The 16894-nt window shown below is 57.9% G+C and carries 12 protein-coding genes; 9 read left to right on the plus strand and 3 right to left on the minus strand.

The genetic code is table 11. The annotated features are described in order from the left end of the window. Positions 1–140: 140 nt before the first annotated feature. Positions 141–1586, minus strand: a complete 1446-nt coding sequence (locus V6L79_RS10065; protein ID WP_261741436.1) for a mannose-1-phosphate guanylyltransferase/mannose-6-phosphate isomerase — start codon at positions 1584–1586, stop codon at positions 141–143. A 158-nt stretch (positions 1587–1744) separates the two neighbouring features. On the opposite strand from V6L79_RS10065, the gene yegS reads away from it, so the two are divergent. From yegS to V6L79_RS10080, 3 genes are all read left to right on the plus strand, one after another. After that, positions 1745–2638, plus strand: a complete 894-nt coding sequence (gene yegS, locus V6L79_RS10070) for a lipid kinase YegS (RefSeq protein WP_338580144.1) — start codon at positions 1745–1747, stop codon at positions 2636–2638. A gap of 95 nt (positions 2639–2733) precedes the next feature. Next, positions 2734–3669 carry a chemotaxis protein CheV gene (locus V6L79_RS10075; protein WP_261741438.1) on the plus strand — a complete coding sequence of 312 codons (936 nt, stop codon included), beginning with the start codon at positions 2734–2736 and terminating at the stop codon, positions 3667–3669. Between the two features lie 72 nt (positions 3670–3741). Beyond that, positions 3742–4548: an MOSC domain-containing protein gene (locus tag V6L79_RS10080; protein ID WP_261741439.1), complete on the plus strand. Its 807-nt coding sequence runs from the start codon at positions 3742–3744 to the stop codon at positions 4546–4548. Positions 4549–4694: 146 nt separating this feature from the next. Here the strand turns inward: V6L79_RS10080 and V6L79_RS10085 are convergent, their stop codons facing one another. After that, positions 4695–6623 (minus strand): transglycosylase SLT domain-containing protein, encoded by a 1929-nt coding sequence (locus V6L79_RS10085; RefSeq protein WP_338580145.1) that lies wholly within the window; start codon positions 6621–6623, stop codon positions 4695–4697. A 215-nt stretch (positions 6624–6838) separates the two neighbouring features. Between V6L79_RS10085 and V6L79_RS10090 the strand changes: the two genes are divergently transcribed. Next, the gene (locus V6L79_RS10090) at positions 6839–8755 is read left to right on the plus strand and encodes an ATP-binding cassette domain-containing protein (RefSeq protein ID WP_261741441.1); all 1917 of its coding nucleotides are present in this window, start codon (positions 6839–6841) and stop codon (positions 8753–8755) included. A gap of 77 nt (positions 8756–8832) precedes the next feature. Here V6L79_RS10090 and V6L79_RS10095 read toward each other — a convergent pair whose 3' ends face one another. Beyond that, complete coding sequence (locus V6L79_RS10095) at positions 8833–9273, minus strand: universal stress protein (RefSeq protein WP_019827477.1); 441 nt, start codon at positions 9271–9273, stop codon at positions 8833–8835. A gap of 103 nt (positions 9274–9376) precedes the next feature. Between V6L79_RS10095 and V6L79_RS10100 the strand changes: the two genes are divergently transcribed. The 5 genes from V6L79_RS10100 to topA all read left to right on the plus strand — a co-directional run bounded on the left by V6L79_RS10100 (position 9377) and on the right by topA (position 16596). Continuing rightward, on the plus strand, positions 9377–9814 hold the full coding sequence (locus V6L79_RS10100; RefSeq protein WP_261741442.1) for a hypothetical protein: 438 nt from the start codon (positions 9377–9379) through the stop codon (positions 9812–9814). A 366-nt stretch (positions 9815–10180) separates the two neighbouring features. Further along, positions 10181–12328: a fatty acid oxidation complex subunit alpha FadB gene (gene fadB, locus V6L79_RS10105; protein WP_261741443.1), complete on the plus strand. Its 2148-nt coding sequence runs from the start codon at positions 10181–10183 to the stop codon at positions 12326–12328. A 27-nt stretch (positions 12329–12355) separates the two neighbouring features. Then, complete coding sequence (fadA, locus tag V6L79_RS10110) at positions 12356–13531, plus strand: acetyl-CoA C-acyltransferase FadA (protein ID WP_261741444.1); 1176 nt, start codon at positions 12356–12358, stop codon at positions 13529–13531. Between the two features lie 86 nt (positions 13532–13617). Then, positions 13618–13854, plus strand: a complete 237-nt coding sequence (locus tag V6L79_RS10115; RefSeq protein WP_261741445.1) for a DUF1653 domain-containing protein — start codon at positions 13618–13620, stop codon at positions 13852–13854. A 114-nt stretch (positions 13855–13968) separates the two neighbouring features. Continuing rightward, complete coding sequence (gene topA, locus V6L79_RS10120) at positions 13969–16596, plus strand: type I DNA topoisomerase (RefSeq protein WP_321836026.1); 2628 nt, start codon at positions 13969–13971, stop codon at positions 16594–16596. Positions 16597–16894 lie beyond the last annotated feature (298 nt).

Genomic DNA, 16894 nt, shown 5'->3' on the forward strand with positions numbered 1-16894 from the left:
TAGCAGCTGCCGTAGGAACGAGGCTGCGTTCGGCGACGTAGTCGTCGCGAAATCAGGCACTGCGGTGTGCCAGTAAAACCCAGCTCTCAGAGTTTACGACGACTCCGTCGCCGAACGCAGCCTCGTTCCTATGGCAGCTGCTACGAAATCGGCGCGCGCCCATACCTGTCGCTCAAACGCACGATATCGTCTTCGCCCACGTACTCGCCGCTTTGCACTTCGATCATCACCAGATCAACCGCCCCGCAGTTGCTCAGGCGATGAGGGCTGCCGGGTTTGATAAAGGTGGACTCGTTGGTATCGAGGACAAAATCGAGGTCGCCGTTGGTCACCTGCGCCCTGCCGCTGACCACGATCCAGTGTTCGCTGCGGTGCTGGTGCGTTTGCAAGGACAGCGCGGCCAGAGGTTTGACCACGATGCGCTTGATCTTGAACCCCGGGCCTTCTTCCAGCACGGTGTAAGTCCCCCACGGGCGGGTCACGGTGCGGTGCAGGCGATAAGCATCGTGGCCCTGAAGCTTGAGCGCCTGGGCAATATATTTAACGTCCTGGCTGCGCTTGGCATCGGCGACGAGCAGCGCATCCGGTGTGTCGACAATGATCAGGTCATGCAGGCCCACCCCGCCCACCAGACGCTTGGGTGAATCGATGTAGCAGTTATGCACGTCGTGCAGCACGTGTTCGCCATTGCACTGGTTGCCATTGGCGTCTGCCGGGCTCAGTTCGCGTACCGCCTGCCAGGAGCCGATATCGCTCCAGCCCAGTTGGCAGGGCACCACGGCCACTTTTTGCGAATGCTCCATCAGTGCGTAGTCGATAGAGATATCGGGCACCAGGGCGAAGCTCGGGCTATCCAGTTCGAGGTGGCGCTGCTGTTGGCCCTGGAACACCTGGCTGTGTTCCAGGCAATGGATCACTGCGGCCAGTACCTCAGGCGCGTGGGTCTTGAATTCGCGCAGCACGCTGTCGACGCGCATGCAGAACATGCCGCTGTTCCACAGATGCAGGCCGCCATCGAGGTAGTCCTGGGCCGTCCGGGTGTCAGGTTTTTCAACAAACTGCGCCACTTCAAAGCCGCCACTGCTCAGCGCCGGGCCTTTCTCGAGATAGCCGAAACCGGTTTCGGCTCGGGTTGGCAAAATGCCGAATGTTACCAGCCAGCCCCGGTCAGCCAATTGCCGGGCACTGTCGACCGCCTGACCGAAGGCCGCGATGTCGGTGATCAGATGGTCGGCGGGCAGCACCAGCAGTTGTGCATCGCCACCGTAGCGTTGCGCCACCTGCAGGGCGGCGGCGGCAATCGCCGGGGCAGTGTTGCGGCCGAAAGGCTCAAGGATAAAATCCAGCTCGACGCCGCAGGCATTCAGTGGGCGGTAATCGTCGAGCGTGCGGAAAAAGACGTCGCGATTGGTCACAGTCAATAATTGGCCGACATCAGGTAGGCCGATTGCACGACTGAAGGTCTTTTGCAGCAGGCTCTGGCCGTCTGGCAGGCACATAAAGGGCTTGGGCATGGCTTCACGCGACACTGGCCACAGCCGGGTGCCAGCGCCACCGGCGATGATGCAGGGAACCAGTGTGCTCATTCAGAACGCCTCTAGAATCATTGAATTGCTGTCAGACGTTGAAGTCTGACGGGTTCTGCGGCTTTGATCGACCTGTGGTTGTTAAATCATGACGGTATGGGTCTTTCTGCTCTGGCTGTTGTCCAAGCATTCAGGCCGTTTATGACGAGGGATGGAGCATGAGTTCAGGTAAGGCGTTTTTGATTTTGCATGGCAAGCAAGCCCTTAACGAAGAGGTGCGGGCGGCCGTTGAGCATCAGCGTGCGGCAGGCTGGGAGTTGGCAGTACGCCTGACATGGGAGGCCGGGGATGCACAGCGTCTGGTGCGCGAAGCGCTGGATGCTGGCTACACCCATCTGATCGCTGGCGGCGGTGATGGCACCTTGCGCGATATTTGTGAGGCCATGGCGCTGGCCGATACCGAAGCCAGTCTGGTGCTGTTGCCGCTGGGCACTGCCAATGATTTTGCGCGAGCGGCGGGTGTATCGCTGGAGCCCCACGAAGCCCTGGCCTTGCTCGATACGCCTGCCCGGGCGATTGACCTGGGGGAGGTCGGTGGTCAGTTGTTTTTGAACATGGCCACCGGAGGCTTTGGTAGCCAGGTGACGGCGAATACGTCCGAAGACTTGAAAAAAGTCCTGGGCGGCGCGGCCTATCTGTTTACCGGTCTGTCGCGCTTCAGCGAGCTGCACGCGGCGTACGCCGAGTTGCAGGGCCCCGATTTTCACTGGAAAGGCGAGCTGCTGGCGCTGGGAATCGGCAACGGTCGCCAGGCGGGAGGCGGGCAAGCGTTGTGCCCTGAAGCCCTGGTCGATGATGGCTTGCTGGACATCAGTATCTTGCCTGCGCCCCAGGAAATCGTAGGCACCCTGAAGAGTCTGATGGCAGAGGGTTGGGGGCTGGATAATCTGTTTGTTCGGGCGCGCCTGCCCTGGATTGAAATCAAGGCTGCCGAGGGTCTTTCAATGAATCTCGATGGCGAGCCGCTTGAGGGTGACGCCATGCGCTTTACGGTGCGCAAGGGCGCCTTGAAGGTTCATTTGCCAGAGGGGTCGCCATTGCTGGGCCAGTGAAGCGTTGCGGGATAGTTGGTGGCTATCCGATATCAAGGTTGCGGGAATTCGGCCGATAAGGTTGGTCATCAAGTTCCTACGCTCAGGAGTTACTCATGGCCGGCATCCTCGACACGGTAGACCAGCGCACTCAGTTGGTCGGTGCAAACCGACTGGAACTTCTCATGTTCCGCCTGGCAGGTCGGCAGCTATTCGCGATCAACGTATTCAAGGTGCAGGAGGTTCTGCAACTGCCGAAACTGACCCTGATGCCACACCGCCATCCCCATGTCTGTGGCGTGGTCAATTTGCGCGGCAAAACCCTGCCAGTGATCGACCTGTCCCGGGCTATTGGCATGCGTGCTCTGGTGCCAGGCCCAGACAGCACCATCATCGTGACCGAGTACAACCGTTCGGTGCAGGCCTTCCTGGTGGGCGGGGTCGACCGCATTGTCAATATGAACTGGGAGGCCATCCTGCCACCGCCCACTAGTGCCGGGCGCCAGCATTACCTGACCGCTATCAGCAATGTTGATGACCAATTGGTCGAGATCATTGATGTGGAGAAAGTCCTGGCTGAAATCGTGCCGTACAACGCCAAGGTGTCGCGGGAGAAGCTTGCTGATCCGATCTTTGAGCAGGTGCGGGGGCGTGAAGTGCTGCTGGTCGACGACTCCAGCGTGGCCTTGGCGCAACTGCGCGAAACGCTCTCGCAACTGGGGATCAAAATGCACATCGCCAGCGATGGTCTTAAAGCATTGAACATGCTCAAGGGCTGGGCCGACACCGGTCAGGTCATGACCGACAAGCTGCTGATGATATTTACCGATGCCGAAATGCCGGAAATGGATGGCTATCGGTTGACCACTGAAATTCGCAACGATCCGCGTTTGCGCAGCCTGTATGTGGTGCTGCATACCTCGCTGTCTGGCAGCTTCAACGAATCAATGGTGAAAAAGGTCGGTTGCGACAATTTCCTATCCAAATTCCAGCCGGACAAACTGGTGGATGTTGTGCGTCAGCGCCTGATGCTGGACCAAGTGCCTGCGTGAAGCTGCGTATCTTTGCATTGGTGATTGGCTCGTATATTGTGGCCTTTTTTTACCCTGCAGGGAGCATGCGTCATGCTGCGTCTAAGCGCGCTTTATCGTTTTCCACTGAAATCCGGCAAGGGTGAAAGCCTGCCTCAGGCCCGGCTGGACAAGTTGGGGCTGGTCGGTGATCGACGCTGGATGCTGGTGGATGAAGCAAGCGGGCGTTTTCTTACCCAGCGTGCCGATCCAAAAATGAGCCAGCTGTCCGCGCTCTGGAATGCGGCAGGCGGTTTGACCTTGAATGCTCAGGGGTTTGAGGCGCTGGATGTGGCAGTGCCTGAGGTGGATACCGATCTGCGGGGCGTGACCATCTGGCGTGACACCTTGCGTGTGCCGGATGCGGGGGATGCCGCTGCCGACTGGCTAAGCCGCTTTGTGGAAAAACCGGTGCGGCTGGTGCACGTGCCACTGGAGCGGGCACGCACCACTCAGGCGGGCTATGGCCGTGATGATGACAAGGTCGCGTTTGCCGATGGCTACCCGCTGTTGCTGATTGGTCAGGCGTCTCTGGATGACATTTCACACAAGGTCGGACGACCTTTGGACATGCTGCGCTTTCGGCCCAACCTGGTGATTGAAGGCAGCGAGGCCTTTGCCGAAGACGGCTGGAAGCGCATCCGTATCGGTGATGTCGAGTTTCGCCTGGTCAAGTCCTGCTCGCGTTGCATCCTGACCACCGTCGATCCGCAAACCGGTGTCCGTGATGAGCAGCGTGAACCGCTGGCGACCCTGATGACCTATCGCAAGCAGGAAGAGGGCACCATGTTCGGTCAGAACCTGGTGAACGACAGCAATGGCGTGCTGGAAGTCGGGATGCCTGTAACGATTCTGGAATAACGCTACCTACCCCTGTGGGAGCGGGCTTGCTCGCGATTCAAGCGACGCGGTCTCTCATGCAGTCTGCATTGAGGCCATCGCGGGCAAGCCCGGCTCCCACAGGATTTGATTCCCCGCACACCTTCCGGTGTGCGGGTGGGCATCAGTTACTGATCATCAAAATACCGCTCATGCCAGTCCACCACGGGCTGTGGTGCGTTGAGTTTTTGGCCGTAGATCACCGAATAAGACAGCACGTTCTGCACGTACTGGCGTGTTTCGTCGAACGGGATACTTTCGATCCATACGTCGAACCCCAGATGGTTGGCACCTTTGAGCCATTGACGCACGCGTCCCGGCCCGGCGTTGTAGGCCGCTGAGGCCAGCACCCGGTTGCCATTGAACTGGCCATGTACCTGGCTCAGATAAGCCGCGCCCAACTGGATATTCTTGTCCGGGTTCAGCACCTGCTGCGGTGATGCCAGCGGGATATTGAATTTTCGTGCAGTCTCTTTGGCGGTGGCTGGCATCAATTGCATCAGACCACTGGCACCCACGCCGGAGCGGGCGTCATCCATAAAGGCGCTTTCCTGGCGGGTAATGGCGAATACCCAGCTGGAATGCAGGCCGCGGAGCTTGGCTTCACGCACCAGCGTGTCGCGGTGGGCCATCGGGAAGCGAATGTCCAGATCATCCCAGTACTGGGCCTGACTGATGGTTCGGATAGCCGGAAAATACCACTTCAGGTCATAGGCAAGCTTGGCTTGGGCGACCATCTCGTCGCGGTTGAACAGGCGGCTGACGTAGTACCACTCACGGCGGCCATCGACGATTTGCCCGCGATCATGAAACTCCAGTGCGCGCTGCACACCTGCAGTGTTGCGTACTTTTTTGATCAGTTGCGGGCTGAGCATCAGTGGCTTGTTATTGAGCTGGTAAGGCGTTTGCGCCCGATCAGCGGCCAGGAAGCCATAGAAGTCGCGCTCGTTGGATACTTTTTTAAATAGCGCCAGTGCTTGTGGGTTCTTCGGTTCGGCCAGTTCAAGGCTGCGCGCTTGCCAGTAACGCCAGCGGCTGGTGGTTGCCAGATCTTGTGGAAGCTTGCGGGTCAACTGGTAAGCGTCTTCCCAGCGACCCAGGCGCAGCAGCAGGCGCAGGCGCCATTCGGTGACGGTGTTGTCACGCAACTCCGGGTCATATTTGGTCATGATGTCCAGCCCGCGACTGTCGTAGCGGCGGGCGAACGTCAGGCCGATTTCCCGGGCGATGGCGACTTTTTCGTCGCGCGAGAAATGCATATTGGTGGCGTAGGTGTCGAGCAGGGCTGCGGCTTTTTCCGGATCCTGGCGGGCCAGGCGGCGCAGGCCCAGGCCTACGGCGTCAGACATTGCCTCGCTGGCTGGGGCAAAGCGCGATGGCTGGCTCAGCATGTCGGGCTTTTGCGCCACATCAATCATCAGTCTGGCCTGTGGGCCCAGGGTATTGAGGCCATTGGCCAATGATGTCGCCAGGGAGTAATTGCGCGCCTCGGCAGCGAGCTTGACCCGCTGCCAGCGTTTTTTCTCGGTCAACTGACCTTCGGCGGCCCACTGGCTGAACAGCGCGTCGCAGGCTGCGGGCTGCGCTTTACCGACCAGCCACAGTTTTTCGGCGTTGGCATACCCTTCGGCCTTGCGGTTGTGTTGCAACTCATACTGGCCATTGAGGCAGTCCAGTTCGGTGAAATTCAGCTTGGGGTCGTAATACTTTTCGAAAGTAGCCCAGTCGCCACGGTCTGCCAGCCAGCGTAACCAGCGCAGTTTCATCCAGTTGGCTTGCGGCAGGTCGCCGTGTTCAGCCAAAAACTGCTCGATTTCGGTGTTGCTGGCTGACTTCAGGCGTGCGGTCAGCTCGTCATAGGCCAGGTAGGGCGTCAGCGGGTAAGTGCGCAGGGCTGAAGCATTCTGAAAATAAGGGCCGGAATCGCCTTTGGCCAGTGCGAGCTTGGCTTGGTCGTAGAGTTGGCGTTGTTGAGTCAGGTCTGCGCCGTGGGCGGCTTGCACGGCACAGCTAGTGAGAAGCAGGCAGGATAAAAAGTTGAAGAGACGACTGCGCATGAGGCTTCCGTACAGATAAAAAACGTGACGAGTGCGGGGCGGGCCAGCACTGATTGTTACGTAGCTTAGCCTTTTGCCAGCGGCGCGTGAAAGCCTTGCAGGCCAACGGGTGCAACTTGGCACTAAATGAAGGGAAGAGGGCACCGTACAAGAAATACCCGGCCGCCCAAGGGTACAAATCAGGTAGAATGCGCGCCCAGTTTTTGGAGAAGCTCATGACCCTGCTCAAATTCAGCGATGTGTCCCTTGCTTTCGGCTCTATGCCGTTGTTGGACAAGGTGTCCTGGCAGATCGCCCGTGGAGAGCGGGTGTGCATCATCGGCCGCAACGGTACCGGCAAGTCCAGCATGATGAAGCTGGTTAAAGGTGATCAAAAACCCGATGACGGCTCTGTTTGGCGCGCGCCCGGCCTCAAGATTGGCGAATTGCCGCAAGAGTTGCCGGTAGCCGACGAGCGGACCGTGTTCGACGTTGTGGCCCAAGGTCTGGACGGTGTTGGCGAGTTGCTGGCCCAGTACCACCACCTCAGCCAGAACATCGTCACCGATGCTGACCTGGACAAGCTGATGCACGTCCAGCAAGACCTCGAAGCCCGTGATGGCTGGCGCTTGCAGCAATTGGTCGACAGCACCTTGAGCCGTCTGCAGTTGCCGGCGGATAAAACCCTTGCCGAATTGTCTGGCGGCTGGCGTCGTCGCGTTCTGTTGGCACAAGCACTGGTTTCCGAACCGGATCTGCTGCTGCTCGACGAACCGACCAACCACCTGGACATCGGTGCAATCGCCTGGCTCGAAGAGGCCTTGATGGGCTTCCAGGGCGCGGTTCTGTTTATTACCCACGACCGTTCATTCCTGCAAAATCTGGCTACCCGGATTCTGGAACTGGACCGTGGCGGCCTGATCGACTGGAACGGCGACTACGCCAGCTTCCTGGTCCACAAGGAAGCCACACTGGCCGCGGAAGAAACCGCCAACGCGCTGTTCGACAAGCGTCTGGCCCAGGAAGAAGTCTGGATCCGCCAAGGCATCAAGGCTCGTCGCACCCGTAACGAAGGCCGCGTACGCGCCCTGAAGGAACTGCGTGTAGAGCGCAGCGAGCGTCGCGAGCGTACCGGTAAAGCCAACATCCAGCTGGACACGGCCGACAAGTCCGGCAAGCAAGTAATGGTGCTGGAAAACGTCAGCTTTGCTCACCCGGGTGGTCCGTTCCTGCTCAAGGACTTCTCGATGGTGCTCCAGCGCGGCGACCGTATTGGTCTGCTGGGTGCCAACGGTACGGGCAAAACCACACTGCTCAAGCTGATGCTGGGCGGCCTGGTGCCAACCGAAGGTACAGTTGAAGAGGGTACGCGCATCGACGTGGCTTACTTCGATCAGCTGCGTCATCAACTGGATCTGGAAAAAACCGTGATCGATAACGTGGCCGAAGGCCGCGACTTTATCGATATCGACGGTCAAAGCCGCCACGTGCTCAGCTACCTGGGCGACTTCCTGTTCAGCCCTCAGCGTGCCCGCACGCCGGTCAAGGCGCTGTCGGGTGGTGAGCGTGCCCGCCTGTTGCTGGCCAAACTGTTCAGCAAGCCAGCTAACCTGCTGGTGCTCGATGAGCCAACCAACGACCTGGACGTTGAAACCCTGGAGCTGCTCGAAGAGGTCCTGCTGACCTTCAAGGGCACTGTGCTGATGGTCAGTCACGACCGGGCATTCCTCGACAACGTGGTTACCAGCACTCTGGTATTCCAGGGCGAAGGCAAGGTTCGTGAATACGTGGGTGGTTATCAGGACTGGCTGCGTCAGGGCGGTTCACCGCGCCTGCTGGGCGTAACCGAGAGCAAGTCCGGCAAGGCCGACCTGAACTCGGCCGTGGTCGAGGCTGCACCGGCTCCTGTGGCGGCTCAGGCTGCTCCTGCGGCGAAAAAGAAACTCAGCTACAAGCTGCAGCGTGAGCTGGAAGCTTTGCCGGCTGATATCGACGCCAAAGAACAGGCGATTGCTGCTGTTGAAGCAGAAATGGCCGACGCTGGTTTCTATCAGCTGCCTGCTGCTAAAACCGCTGAAGTGATCGCCAAGCTTGAAAAGCTGCAAGGCGAGCTTGAGCAACTGGTTGAGCGCTGGGCTGAGCTGGATGCCTGATTGACCCTGTGCTGAATTGAAAAAGCCCGGCCCTTTAACAAGGTGCCGGGCTTTTTTGTTGTTACATGCAGATAAACTTAATCAGGTTTTTTCAGGCTGACAGCCAGCACGTCGCACGGAGCACCGTGCAGTACGTCGTTGGCGGTAGAGCCCAGCAGCAGGGCAAGGCCGTGACGGCCGTGGCTGCCGACCACGATCAGGTCGCATTTTTGCGCTTTGGCCAAGGCGTGGATTTCCTGGCGCGGCTGGCCGTAGTTAAGGTGGCAGTAATCCTTGTGCAACTGCGGGTACTTGGCGATCAGCCGCTCAAGACGTTCCTTGGCCTGATCGAACTGTTGTTGTTGCAGTTGCGAGAGATCCATTGGCACGTCGCCGCCAAACGCCATCGCCATCGGTTCTACGATGTGTATCAGCGACAGTTTGGCGCCGTTGGCCTTGGCGCTTTCGCTGGCGCGGTTGATCACGGGGTCGCATTCGTCGGTCAGGTCGACAGCGACCAAAATATGTTCGTAGGGCATGTGGGGTGCTCCTGTAAATGGCGATCAGTTATGAGTATGGCCCTTTTCCAGAGCCTTGGTTCAAGTCCGGGTCACTCGTTTATCAAGTTATGAGAGTACAGATATGACGGTATGGATAGTGGTGTCAATCCTGGCACTGGTTCTCAGCCCTTTGGCCTGGTTGCGGCCTTCCCGGGGGCAAAGCGGGCGGATGGATTTGCGCATGGAGGCACGGCGCATTGGTTTGTCCATGCAGCTGGCGCCTCAGGAGTGGCCGCATTGGCTTGAGCCGCAGCCGCCCGGTTCTTGCGCGCAGTATCACCGCCCGCGCCGCAGTACTAAGCCTGATGTTTGGTGCTATTGGCAATCGGCACCGGGAAAATGGCTCAATCGCTGGCAAGAAGAATGTGAGGATGAGCGCTTGCTGGAGCAGTTCAAAAAGCTTCCGGCCAACGTCTATAAAGTTGAGGCTGATGGGCAAATGATCGTGCTGGTATGGGGCGAGAAGGGCGAGGCGCAAGTGCTGAAGGCGATTGATGAAGTGCTTAAGGCGCTGGCATGAGCACCTGCACACCCTGTGTGGGAGCTAGCCTGCTCGCGATGCAGGCGTTGCGGTCTATCAGTTACACCGAGGTGATGCGATCGCGAGCAGGCGAAATGTGTTTTTGAACTGACTACCGGGTCGTTTTGTCATCATTGTTTTGGACAATTGACAATCGATCGCTTTTCCGTGAAGGTGTCGACACCCAAATCAAACGGGCGTATGAATTGAGTGTTTGTCATGTCAGACGACTCTCATTCAACCCCGATTATCGCGTTGGCGGGTGTGTCTGGCGTATTGGCATCAACCTTGACGCAAAGGTCAATGACAGCCAGACGCAGGCGTGCGACGTGTACTGTTCAGCTTCCATATCCTGGAGATCAGTTGATGATTTACGAAGGTAAAGCCATCACGGTTACGGCTCTTGAAAGTGGCATCGTCGAACTGAAGTTCGACCTCAAGGGTGAGTCCGTCAACAAGTTCAACCGTCTAACCCTGAACGAATTGCGTCAGGCGGTAGATGCGATCAAGGCAGACGCTTCGGTCAAGGGCGTCATCGTTTCCAGCGGTAAAGACGTGTTTATCGTCGGCGCCGACATCACCGAATTCGTCGAAAACTTCAAATTGCCGGATGCCGAGCTGATCGCTGGCAACCTGGAAGCCAACAAGATCTTCAGTGATTTCGAAGACCTCAATGTGCCTACCGTCGCGGCCATCAATGGCATCGCGTTGGGCGGCGGTCTGGAAATGTGTCTGGCTGCTGACTTCCGGGTCATGGCTGATAGCGCAAAAATCGGCCTGCCGGAAGTCAAGCTGGGCATCTACCCAGGCTTTGGCGGCACCGTGCGCCTGCCGCGTCTGATCGGCGTTGATAACGCGGTTGAGTGGATTGCCTCGGGCAAAGAAAACCGCGCCGAAGATGCTCTGAAAGTCAGCGCCGTCGATGCTGTGGTGACTGCTGACAAGCTGGGCGCTGCCGCGCTGGACCTGATCAAGCGTGCCATCAGTGGCGAGCTGGACTACAAGGCCAAGCGCCAGCCGAAGCTGGAAAAGCTCAAGCTCAACGCAATCGAACAAATGATGGCTTTCGAAACCGCCAAAGGTTTTGTAGCTGGTCAGGCGGGTCCGAACTACCCGGCACCGGTTGAAGCAATCAAGACTATCCAGAAAGCCGCGAACTTCGGTCGTGACAAGGCGCTGGAAGTGGAAGCCGCAGGTTTTGCCAAACTGGCCAAGACCTCAGCTTCGCAATGCTTGATCGGTTTGTTCCTGAACGATCAGGAACTGAAGAAAAAAGCAAAAATCTACGACAAGATCGCCAAAGACGTGAAGCAGGCTGCCGTTCTGGGCGCTGGCATCATGGGGGGCGGTATTGCCTATCAGTCGGCTTCCAAAGGTACGCCGATCCTGATGAAAGACATCAACGAGCACGGCATCGAGCAAGGGCTGGCTGAAGCCGCCAAGCTGCTGGTAGGTCGCGTTGACAAGGGTCGCATGACCCCAGCGAAAATGGCCGAAGTGCTGAATGGCATTCGTCCTACGCTGTCTTATGGCGATTTCGGCAACGTCGACCTGGTGGTCGAAGCGGTAGTCGAGAACCCGAAGGTCAAGCAAGCCGTACTGGCGGAAGTGGAAAATCACGTTCGCGAAGACGCCATTCTGGCTTCCAACACCTCGACCATTTCCATCAGCCTGTTGGCCAAAGCCCTCAAGCGTCCGGAAAACTTCGTCGGCATGCACTTCTTTAACCCGGTGCACATGATGCCCCTGGTGGAAGTGATTCGCGGTGAGAAGTCCAGCGATCTGGCTGTAGCAACCACCGTTGCCTATGCCAAGAAAATGGGTAAAAACCCGATCGTAGTTAACGACTGCCCGGGCTTCTTGGTCAACCGTGTGCTGTTCCCGTACTTCGGCGGTTTTGCCAAGCTGGTCAGCGCCGGTGTCGACTTCGTGCGCATCGACAAGGTCATGGAAAAATTCGGCTGGCCAATGGGCCCGGCGTACCTGATGGACGTGGTCGGTATCGACACCGGCCACCACGGTCGTGACGTGATGGCTGAAGGCTTCCCGGACCGTATGAAAGACGACCGTCGTTCGGCGATTGACGCTCTGTACGAGGCCAAGCGCCTGGGTCAGAAGAACGGCAAGGGCTTCTACGCCTACGAAGAAGACAAACGCGGCAAGCAGAAGAAAGTGGTTGATTCGAGCGTGCTTGAAGTACTCAAGCCGATCGTTTACGAGCAGCGCGACGTGAGCGACGAAGACATCATCAACTGGATGATGATCCCGTTGTGCCTGGAAACCGTGCGTTGCCTGGAAGACGGTATCGTTGAAACTGCAGCCGAGGCCGACATGGGCCTGGTGTACGGTATTGGCTTCCCGCTGTTCCGTGGCGGCGCTCTGCGCTACATCGACTCGATCGGTGTTGCAGAGTTTGTAGCACTGGCTGATCAGTACGCTGAACTGGGCGCGCTGTACCACCCGACGGCGAAGCTGCGTGAGATGGCCAAAAACGGCCAGAGCTTCTTCGGTTAAGCGCCCCATTAGAGTGAGAGTGAAATTATGAGCTTGAATCCTAGAGACGTGGTGATTGTAGACTTCGGTCGCACCCCGATGGGCCGCTCCAAGGGTGGCATGCACCGCAACACCCGTGCTGAAGACATGTCTGCGCACTTGATCAGCAAAGTGCTGGAGCGCAACAACAAGGTTGACCCGGGCGAAGTGGAAGACGTGATCTGGGGCTGTGTAAACCAGACCCTGGAGCAGGGCTGGAACATCGCGCGCATGGCGTCGCTGATGACCCAGATCCCGCACACCTCTGCTGCGCAGACCGTGAGCCGCCTGTGCGGCTCGTCCATGAGCGCCCTGCACACTGCAGCGCAAGCGATCATGACCGGTAATGGTGACGTGTTCGTGGTTGGCGGCGTCGAGCATATGGGCCACGTGAGCATGATGCACGGCGTTGACCCTAACCCGCACATGTCGCTGTACGCGGCAAAAGCCTCGGGCATGATGGGTTTGACCGCGGAAATGCTGGGCAAGATGCACGGTATTACCCGTGAGCAACAGGATGCCTTTGCCGTGCGTTCTCACCAACTCGCCCACAAGGCGACGGTAGAAGGCAAGTTCAAGGACGAAATCATCCCGATGCAGGGTTATGACGAAAACGGTTTCCTGAAAGTTTTCGACTACGATGAAACCATTCGTCCAGATACCACCCTGGAAAGCCTGGCGGCGTTGAAACCTGCGTTCAACCCTAAAGGCGGCACCGTGACTGCAGGCACTTCGTCGCAAATCACCGATGGTGCTTCGTGCATGATCGTGATGTCTGCCCAGCGTGCCAAAGACTTGGGTCTGGAGCCGTTGGCAGTCATCCGCTCGATGGCGGTTGCCGGTGTGGATCCAGCGATCATGGGCTATGGTCCAGTACCGGCTACACAAAAAGCATTGAAGCGTGCGGGCTTGAATATGGCCGATATCGACTTCATCGAGCTTAACGAAGCTTTCGCTGCACAGGCTCTGCCAGTGCTGAAAGATTTGAAAGTGCTCGACAAGATGAATGAGAAGGTTAACCTGCACGGCGGTGCCATCGCTCTGGGTCACCCGTTTGGTTGTTCAGGTGCGCGTATCTCCGGCACTTTGCTCAATGTAATGAAGCAAAATGGCGGTACCTTCGGGTTGTCCACCATGTGCATTGGTCTTGGCCAGGGCATTGCCACCGTCTTCGAACGCGTCTAAGCGTTGCGTTGATGGAAGCCGGGGCCTTGTGCCCCGGTTTTTGTTTTTAAGCGAGTTTATTTTTTTATTTGCAGAGGGGCCGCAACATGCCGCTACAACCTGGGCTCTATCAGCACTACAAAGGCCCGCAATATCGGGTATTCAGTGTGGCTCGCCATTCTGAAACCGAAGAGGACGTAGTGTTCTACCAAGCCCTGTATGGCGATTACGGCTTTTGGGTGCGCCCGCTGAGCATGTTCCTGGAGTCAGTCATCGTCGAGGGTGAACAAGTCCCGCGCTTTGCCCTGATTCAGGCCGAAACCAGCCTTTTTTCCCGGCCATAAGGCAAGGTCGCGCAGAACCCTGTGCTTGACCTCACCTTGTAGCCACTATATATAGCGGTGCCGCGTCAGGCGCGAACCGCCTTTCACTTCTAGAATTCAGGAATTTTCTGATCCATGGGCAAATCGCTGGTCATTGTGGAATCCCCGGCTAAGGCCAAGACCATCAACAAGTACTTGGGTAACGAGTACGTGGTGAAGTCGAGTATCGGCCATATCCGAGACCTGCCCACCAGCGGTTCGGCTAGCGCCAGCAAAGAACCGGCTGCCAAGCGTGGCAAGGCAGCGGCGGGCGAAGCGCCGGCCCTGTCGCCAAAAGAGAAGGCTCAAAAGCAGCTGATCTCGCGCATGGGCGTCGATCCCGAACATGGCTGGAAAGCCAAGTACGAGATCCTGCCCGGCAAGGAAAAGGTCATCGAAGAGCTGCGCCGGCTCGCCAAGGATGCTGACACCATCTATCTCGCAACCGACTTGGATCGCGAGGGGGAAGCCATTGCCTGGCACCTGCGCGAAGCCATTGGTGGTGATGACAGCCGCTACAAGCGCGTGGTGTTCAACGAAATCACCAAGAAGGCGATTCAGGAAGCCTTCTCCAAGCCGGGTGAGCTGGATATCAACCGGGTTAACGCCCAACAGGCACGCCGCTTTCTCGACCGCGTAGTGGGTTACATGGTTTCACCGCTGCTGTGGGCCAAGGTTGCCCGTGGCCTGTCGGCTGGCCGTGTGCAATCGGTCGCCGTGAAGCTGGTGGTTGAGCGTGAGCGCGAGATTCGTGCGTTCAACCCTGAAGAGTACTGGGAAATTCACGCCGACCTTGGTACTGCCAAGGGTGCGAAAGTGCGCTTCGACGTCGCCCGTGAAAAAGGCGAGGCGTTCAAGCCGCTGAACGAAGCTCAGGCCATGGCGGCGCTGGAGAAGCTCAAGGCTTCGAACTACAGCATCGTCAAGCGTGAAGACAAGCCGACCAGTAGCAAGCCGTCGGCACCGTTCATCACCTCCACCCTGCAACAGGCCGCGAGCAATCGTCTGGGCTACGGGGTGAAGAAAACCATGATGATGGCTCAGCGCTTGTACGAAGCGGGCTACATCACGTACATGCGTACTGACTCCACCAACCTGTCGGTTGATGCAGTCGAGATGGCGCGTACCTACATCGAAGGCGAGTTTGGCGCGGACTACCTGCCGCCAGCACCGAACGTCTATAGCAGCAAGGAAGGCGCACAGGAGGCTCACGAAGCGATTCGTCCTTCTGACGTAAACATGCACCCGAGCAAGCTGTCGGGCATGGAGCGCGACGCTGAGCGCCTTTACGAGCTGATCTGGCGCCAATTCGTGGCTTGCCAGATGCTACCGGCCAAATACCTGTCGACCACTGTCAGTGTGGCTGCCGGTGATTTCGAGCTGCGTGCCAAGGGCCGCATTCTGAAATTCGACGGTTACACCCGTGTGATGCCGCAAATTGCCAAACCGGGCGACGATGACGTACTGCCGGACATGGTCCAGGGCGACGTGCTGAAACTGATCGAACTTGATCCGAGCCAGCATTTCACCAAGCCGCCTGCGCGTTACTCTGAAGCCAGCTTGGTAAAAGAGATGGAAAAGCGCGGTATTGGTCGTCCTTCGACCTACGCCGCGATCATCGGGACCATTCAGGATCGTGGTTACGTGGCGTTGCATAACCGCCGCTTCTACTCCGAAAAAATGGGTGACATCGTTACTGAGCGCTTGTCCGAGAGCTTCTCCGACCTGATGGACTACGGCTTCACGGCCGGTATGGAAGAGAACCTCGACGATGTGGCTCAGGGCGAGCGCGACTGGAAAAACGTGCTGGACGAGTTCTACGGCGACTTCAAGAAGAAGCTTGAAGTAGCGGCGGCGCCGGAAGGCGGGATGCGTGCCAACCAGCCAGTGATGACTGATATTCCATGCAAGGAATGCGGTCGTCCGATGCAGATTCGCACGGCTTCTACCGGTGTATTCCTGGGTTGCTCGGGTTACAGCCTGCCGCCTAAAGAGCGTTGCAAGGCCACCGTCAACCTGGTGCCGGGCGACGAAATCGCTGCGGACGACGAAGGCGAGTCCGAATCCTTGGTGCTGTTGGGCAAACACCGTTGCCCGATTTGCAGCACGGCGATGGATGCTTACCTGCTGGATGAGAAGCACAAGCTGCACATCTGCGGTAACAACCCGGATTGCGTGGGCTACGAAATCGAAGAAGGTAACTATCGCATCAAGGGCTACGAAGGTCCGAGCCTTGAATGCGACAAGTGCGGCAGCGAGATGCAGCTAAAAACCGGCCGTTTCGGCAAGTTCTTCGGCTGCACCAATGCAGAATGCAAAAACACCCGCAAGCTGCTGAAAAGCGGTGAAGCTGCGCCGCCGAAAATGGACCCGGTGAAAATGCCGGAGCTGAAGTGCGAGAAGGTCAACGACACGTATATCCTGCGTGACGGTGCTTCGGGGTTGTTCCTGGCCGCGAGCCAGTTCCCGAAAAACCGCGAGACCCGTGCGCCGCTGGTGATCGAGATTGTTCCGCACAAGGACGAGATTGATCCCAAGTACCACTTCTTGTGTGAAGCGCCGAAGAAAGACCCGGATGGCCGCCCTGCAGTGATTCGCTACAGTCGCAAGACGAAAGAGCAGTACGTGCAGACGGAAGTAGACGGCAAGCCGACTGGCTGGCGTGCGTTCTACGACGGTAATAGCTGGAAGGTAGAAGACAAGCGTAAAGAAAAAGACGCTTGATCCGAGCTGGTAGCTGAATAAAAAACCGCGCAAGGGCTGCATGCCTTGCGCGGTTTTTTGTTGGTGCAAGGCCTTGTAGCAGCTGCCGAAGGAACGAGGCTGCGTTCGAGCGCGAAGCGGTCGTAAAACCTGAGCATGCGGCCTCTCAGGTAGATTGCGGCCTCTGGTTTTACGACGGCTGCGCCGCCGAACGCAGCCTCGTTCCTTCGGCAGCTGCTACAGAGGGTTGTTAGTCCTTGCGCCAGCACAGCCTGATCCCTGAGACTGCACAACCTGCCTTTACCCTTTCGCTGTGGAG

The organism is Pseudomonas sp. ML2-2023-6 (assembly GCF_037055265.1).
Taxonomy (GTDB): Bacteria; Pseudomonadota; Gammaproteobacteria; order Pseudomonadales; family Pseudomonadaceae; genus Aquipseudomonas; species Aquipseudomonas kulmbachensis.